Genomic DNA, 6,671 nt, shown 5'->3' on the forward strand with positions numbered 1-6,671 from the left:
CGCGATCTGGCACAACCACGCAACCAACGCCCCGATCACCCGGTCACTGACCGCCTACGACCACTGACCGGAGATCGGACTTACTCGTCTAGATGAATGAGTCCAAGGCATAGCTGCGGAGATAGGGCGAGGATGTCCACTCTCGGGTTGTGACGACCGAACTGGACACCCTCGCAACCGCACTCTATGTGAGGGTCGATGATCTGCTGAAGAGTGCGCCGGAGCTGGCCTCGTGGCGGCCGCGAGTGGGGTTCGCGCGTCGAACAAATCCGCCAGGAGTTGGTATCCGGCGTCGTGCTGGCCGTCTCGGATCGCCAGCCGTGCCAGGTTGACGACGGGTTCGAGAGCGCGGCGCGCGGCCTGCGCGCCCAGAGGGCGGGCGCGCAGGTACGCGGCGGCGTGGCGGTGGCACATCCGCCTGGCCAAATCCGGTAACCCCACGTCGGAGGCCAGCAGAGCCGCCTGGTTCCAGACGGCGGACGCGGATGTCTGGTCCCCGTGCTGGGCGGCCTGGCCCGCCAGGGCGCGCAGCACGCCGATGCGGTCGTCGAGCGGCGGGCAGCCTGGACGAGGGCGCGCGACGAGGGGGAAGCGGCGGGCAAGCGGCCGGTGGGGTCCATGGCGGCTACTCCCAGATGACGACGATCTGGTGGTGGTCCCGGTCGAGGACGAACCGGCCAGCCGCCGTCTTGCCGGAGGCAGGGTCGTCGGGGATCTCGAATCGGGCTGTCACGTCCCGGTATTCGCTGTCCCACCGGCAGATTTCCTCTGCCACCTGGTCCATGAGCTTGGCGGGGGAGGGGCCGTGACCGACGACGCCTACCTCGTACAGCTTGCGAGCGCCGTCCGCGGCAGGCTGTAAGGGCCGGATGGTCAGGTAGACGAGGTCACGATCGTTGACGGTCGCCATGGAGCCCCACGGGAACATGGGCGTTACCACGCCACGCTCCTTGGCATCGGGCGAGGCATTCATCCGCATGAGGGCGTTGTCCAGGCGCAGGCACAGCCACAGGTCCAGCCACTCCAGCGACACATCGGCAGGGAAGAGGACGCCGGTCCAGTCCTCGCGCCGTTCGCTGGTCAGCACGCCGTCCAGCCCGGCCGGTTCGACGGCCTGGTCCTTGTGGACTTGCAGGGTGACGTCCTGCTCGGCGGTGAGGTGGATGTAGCGGCGGGCGTCGTCGCCGATCCCGCGCAAGGGCATGAACACGGTCTGCTTGCTGTCGAGACTGTGCCAGCAGTGGTCGTTGCGCTCGAAGACGATGCTGCGGGAGCTGGTGCCGCGCAGCCGCAGCGGCACGACCAGCCGGCCGCGCGGGGCGAGCTGCTCCAACCAGGCGTCCGGGATCTCGTAGGCGCCCACGGTGGCGATGATGCGCTCGTAGGGGGCGCAGTCGGGGTGGCCGAGCGCGCCGTCGCCGAGGGCGACCTCGACGTTGCCGATGCCTGCGGCGGCGAGGTGCTCACGGGCGCCGGTGACGAGGTCGACGTCCACGTCGATGGTGGCGACGTAGCCGCGCTCGCCGACGATGGCGGCCATGAGAGCAGCGTTGTAGCCGGTGCCCGCGCCGACCTCCACGATGCGGTAGCCGGGCTGGGGGGCGAGCTGCTCGAGCATGGTGGCCATGGTGCACGGCTGGGAGGCGGCGCTGATGTTGACGCCGGCGTTGTCCTGCTTGGTGTAGACGGGGGTGTCGGCGTATGCCTGGTCGAGGGGGACGCCGGGCAGGAACAGGTGACGCGGGGTGCGGCGGAAGGCAGCTTCGACGGCGGCGGTGCGGATCGCCTTGTGGTCGAGAAGCCGGCGGGTCAGCTCGTCGCGGAGGTGGTCGGCGGAGGCAGCCGACCGGTCATCGCTGATAGTAGTCACCGGATTCACCTTAGTTATCGGACGGGTGGTGGGAGGCGACGACACGGAGTCCCCGCCCCGGTGGAACACGGTGTCCACCGCCAGCGCGGCCAGCGCAGCCTGATCCTCGATCGGCAGGCCAGCGCGGTTGGCGTGGAAGATGATGTGGTGGGCGAGTACCGACCGCAGCCCGCGCGTCAATTGCCCTTCGGCTGCCAGTTCGGCCAGGGCCTGCCCGGTCCGCTCGAACGCGGCAATCCACTCGCTGTAGCCGGCGAGAGCTCCGCCACGGGCCGGGTTGCACAGGCGCCGGGTGTCGGCGGTCATGAGCCGCTCCAGCGCCGCCGCGAGTTCAGCGGCCCGCTCGGCGGGGATGACCTCCGACCTGGCGGGGCGAAGCTCGGCGACCTTGGCCCACACGTCTCCTTGCTCGTACCAGTCGAGCGAGGCTGCGCGCAGCAACGCACCGCACAGCACGACGCTGGTTTCGCGCATGCTCAGCCGCGGCGGGTCGGGCTCCGCCGCGCGGGTGAGCAGGTAGCGGCTGTCGTGGTGGAATAGGGTGTGGGTGGTTTCCATCCCCGCCCAGCCGCCGAACGCGTGGAGTTCCGGCTCGTAGCGGCCGTACGCCCAACCCTCGATCTGGCCTTGTCCGGCCAGTATGTCGAGCAGTTCGTCCACGGCGGTTGGGGCGCTGGCGGCTCGCACGCGCAGTTTCCACCGCGGCTTGCGGACATACCACCAGTCCTGGGCGATCCCTTCGTCCTGGAGTGCGGTGAGCGTGGGCAGCAGGGCGCGGGCGGCTACCTGCTCGGCGGTCTGGCTGTCCTGTCTCAAATGACGTGCTCGGTCACCGAGGCCATCACCTGGTCAGATAGCAGTTCGACTGAGACATTCTGGCATCGTGCGTCTCACTCTATGTACTCGCTCGGGCAAGTCCGGCGGATAGCGTCTCGTCTGACCTGCTAGGCGAAGCCGTTTGTCTCAAACGAACTGCTCTGCGATGCGGTTTTCCCTGTCAGCGGTGTGCGGCTCGAAGGACCCAGCGGCTGACGGGGTCGTGCTTGAAGGTGTGGGGAGGGTAGTCCGGCAGGACACGGCGTTTCACTTCGGCATAAGAAGCGGGCGACGGAGGAACCTCCCTGCATCACCAGGGATCTCCAGTAGGCGGAGGCGATGAGGCTGGTCAGGGCGACAGTCTCGGGGTAGTCGGCGGCGTAGCGGCCTGACGGCTGAAGGTGGTGGTGAGCGCGTCGGCCTGGGCCGTAGAGGGTCTCTTGTCGGCGTCGGCGATCGGTGTCGTAGGCGTTGTTCTTGTTCCAGGCGGCGACGATGTCGGTGGCTTCAATGAACGCCTCATCTGCCGCCGGGCGGCCGTGGCGGCGGATGATTCTGCGGTGTCGGTGCTGAGCCTGGCTGATTTCAGGCAGGCGCGCGAGGTCCAGTTGCTCGGCCATGCTGGTCGTGCCTGTGCCGATCCAGAGTTGGTGGCGCGGGCAAACGCTCTGGTCAGGGCGCATCCAGCACGGCACCTCGGTGAAGATGCCGCTGCTGGCCATGCAGCGCCGGCAGGCGGGTCGGGTTTGGTTGGGCCAGCCTGCCGAGTTGCCGTAATGGCTGGTGAGGGGGGAACGAAGCTCCGGTAGGGCCCGGCTTAAGGTGGGCGCCGGCAATCCCGCGGCCATAGCCAGGTCGGCCAGCTCAGGTAGTCGCAGGGACCGGCCGAGGCCCAGATAGGTGCGCAAGACGTCGCTCGGCACGCGGTTGTGCTGGGCCAGGCGCTGCAGGAAGGACGCGCAGGTCTCGTCATGGACGGGCCTGACCTTGCGCGGCAGAGGTCTGCGGGGACCCGTTCGGAACAGCCCGCCAGCGGTGGCAGCCCTCATCGGCCTTCGTCATCGTCGGACCGGGGATTCTTGGGAGATCCGGACTCGCTGGAGTGGTCGACGATGACGGTGTCCATCAGGTCGCGGGTGATGGCCTCGCGGCCCTCCACGATGGCGCAGATCGCCGATGCCCGGATGAGGTGTGACAAGCTGCTGATTAGCCCGCCGGTGCGTTTATGCAGGTAGCGGGCATGTTGGATCAGTGAACCGGGGTCTTGGCAGTGCAGTCTCAATGCGTGCTCCATGGTGGCCACCATGGACTTCCACTCCTGGTTGTAGGGGAACTTCCCGGTTTTGGTCATCACGCAGCGGGCGGCGAGTTGCTGGCCGCGGAACCCGCTGAACAGGCCCGAGGACTCCACGTTGATGCCGGCGTAGACGAAGGTGGCGGGCAGGTTCTCAGTGAAGTGCTTCATGTGGTCCGACAGGTCCTCCCCCTGGGAGGTGGCCATGTTGACATTGTGAATCTCGTCCAAGATCACTAGGTCGCAGCGGGCTTCGATAAGGACCTCACATACCGCCATCGCGATGTCTATCTCGTTGGCCCGGGACTTGAACGGCGGCATGCCCAAGAAGTGCGCGAACAAGGTGGCCAGCTTCTTGGGCGACCCCTTGGGCGGAGCGGTGATGTAGACGACCGGGATGCGGTCCTGGCCGGGGAACCGCTGGCGCACCAGCAGTTCGTGCACCCGGCCGAACTGTTTGATCGCGGTGCTCTTGCCGGTGGCCCACTGGCCGGACACGATCAGGCCGCGCCGGGCACTGCGCTCGCGCCGGTTCAGCACCATCAGCAGCCGACCCTGGCGGACGACCTGGCGGACCGCGGATGTCTCCACCGTGATCAACTCCGAGTGGTAGGTCATCCGGGCCTCGTCATACTGCGCCCGGGCGACCTCATCCAGGCTCTTCCACTCCTCGTCGGCCAACAGCGTGAACGCCAGCGGTTCGTCGTCGACGAACTGGCGCCAGCCATCCAGCGTTGTGGCCGGCAGTGCCCGCTCGTCAGTGAAGTCGAAGCCGCCGAACTCGGCTACCACCATTTCTTGGCCTCCTCGCGTGCGTCGAAGACGCGTAGCGGCACCACCTCGGCTAGGTCCTCTGGCTCGATCACCCCAGAGTCATCCACGATCGGGTCGCTGGGTTCGGTCGCAGGGTCGGGCGGCCTGGGCCAGGAGGGCTCCGCGGTCGCCGCGGTGCGGGCCGCCACCTGGCGGTCCCGCTTTGACCTCGCGCTCTTCCCTCTGCCGGCCTCAGGCGCGGGCCCTTGGTGGGTCTTGTTGAGTAGGGCCGCGACAGCCTGGGCGGTCTCGGCTTCGGTCGCTTCCCGGCTCTGGTCCTTCAGGTCACGACGGGCGTGATCCCACGCCAGTTCCCCGAAGACCGCCGGTGCGCTGTTCAGATGCCGCCAAAACACGGTGATCCAGCCGCCGTCGTGGTGGTTGCGGACCCAGATGCGGCCGATGTCGTAGGGGTCATAGTGGATCTCCCACAGGTTCTTCTTCTCCTCGACGCCCGAGGGCTGACGTCGAAACGGCACCAGTTCCTCGCCGTCGTAGATCCGATGGTTGATCTTGATGCCGTAGGTGTTGACCGCCCGCCAGGTCGCCGGGAGCAGTTCGATATAGTCCTCGGCGCTGAGCGCGACCGGCACGTAGCCCGCGGCCTCGACCAAGGCGGCGTACTTCTCGTTCGGGGTGAACATCCGTCCCGGAGCAGAGGGGTCGCGTAGCCCGTCATGCTGCCGGTTTTGCCACTTGGCGACGATCCACTCGTCCAGGAACCCCTGCAACTCCGGCAGCGACCACAGCGGCTCGTCTTCGACCTTGCGCCCCCGATGCTCAGCCGAGCGCCCGACGAAACCGGAGATGAACTGGGCGAACATCGTCGATACCGAGCCCAGGGTCTTTTCGATATGCGGCTTATCGGTGGGAGTGTCCTGATGGGCTGGCTGGAAGTTGATGCCCAGGCTCGCGCAGGCCGTCCGGAAGTTGTTGGACACGAACACCTTCCCGCGATCACACACGATCGTCTCGGGCACGATCACCGGCCGCGCGGCCGCGTGCGCCAGCCGCTCATCCAGCTCCAGCAACCGCCGATGCGGCAATACCGACCTCGCCATCGACAACGCCTCGCTCCAGCCTGGCCGCATCAGCTCCGGCGTCACCGTCCGTGCCAGCAGCAGCGAAGCATCCACTGAGGTAGTCGTCGGCCGCAGCACCGCCGCCGTGATCGTCCGGGTGGCCAGGTCCACCATCCCGGTCAACTCCACCCGCCCGACCACTCCATCATCCAGCCGCACCAGCACATCGAAAGGCGTCGAGTCGATCTCCATCAGCTCACCCGGCCTCGACGCGCTCATCTCGCTGAACGCCTCCTGCGGTTGGTTGGCCAGCGACCGACGGGTGCGCGCCGACCCGGTCGTGTGCCGCCCCGCACTCAACCGCTCAAACAACCGATAGAACGTCGCCCTCGACGGCATCGGCACCACCCCGGCGCCGTGCTCAGTGACCAGCAACTGCTCCACCCGCCAATGCAGATAGCTGGCCGTGCGCGTCGACCGGTCCGTCGCCTCCTCCAACGCCGCCCCCAGCGCGGCCAGCACCCGCGGATCGGTCCGCCCATAGATCGAACGCGACGGCTGATATCGACCATCCACCAGCCCGGCCACGCCACGCGCCTCAAACGACGCCGCTTGCGCCGCACCGTGTGCTCGCTGATGTCCTCACCCGTCAGCGCCCGCAACTCCAGCGCCTTGGCCTGTTCCCGCTCGGTCAGCCGGCGGGTGGCTGGATCATATTGGGGACGAACTCGCGCTCCGGCCGGAGCATCCGGGGGAAGACCGTGTCGACGATCACAGAATTGAGCAGGCGTGAGCCCTCTGCGATCACGTAATTGACCACCTCGATCACGTTATTGACCCTGGTCACGGCGTGCGT

Annotated in this window: 4 protein-coding genes and 1 pseudogene; 1 reads left to right on the top strand and 4 read right to left on the bottom strand. The window is 67.4% G+C overall.

Going from position 1 to position 6,671, the window contains the following annotated elements; all coding sequences use genetic code 11:
- Positions 1-149 precede the first annotated feature (149 nt).
- Positions 150-257 (top strand): annotated as a pseudogene (locus ACWDRB_RS67460) (IS982 family transposase); the annotation flags it as partial.
- Positions 258-625: 368 nt separating this feature from the next.
- Here ACWDRB_RS67460 and fxlM read toward each other — a convergent pair.
- The 4 genes from fxlM to ACWDRB_RS67480 form a co-directional block, all read right to left on the bottom strand.
- Positions 626-2,686, bottom strand: a complete 2,061-nt coding sequence (gene fxlM, locus ACWDRB_RS67465) for a methyltransferase, FxLD system (protein WP_449912769.1) — start codon at positions 2,684-2,686, stop codon at positions 626-628.
- 128 nt (positions 2,687-2,814) lie between these two features.
- Positions 2,815-3,735 (bottom strand): TniQ family protein, encoded by a 921-nt coding sequence (locus tag ACWDRB_RS67470; protein WP_449912770.1) that lies wholly within the window; start codon positions 3,733-3,735, stop codon positions 2,815-2,817.
- Complete coding sequence (locus ACWDRB_RS67475; RefSeq protein WP_449912772.1) at positions 3,732-4,775, bottom strand: TniB family NTP-binding protein; 1,044 nt, start codon at positions 4,773-4,775, stop codon at positions 3,732-3,734. Before ACWDRB_RS67475 ends, ACWDRB_RS67470 begins: the two co-directional genes overlap by 4 nt.
- Positions 4,766-6,403, bottom strand: a complete 1,638-nt coding sequence (locus ACWDRB_RS67480) for a transposase (protein ID WP_449912774.1) — start codon at positions 6,401-6,403, stop codon at positions 4,766-4,768. The genes ACWDRB_RS67475 and ACWDRB_RS67480 overlap by 10 nt, the downstream gene beginning before the upstream one ends.
- Positions 6,404-6,671: the final 268 nt, after the last annotated feature.

This window comes from Nonomuraea sp. NPDC003707 (assembly GCF_053587055.1).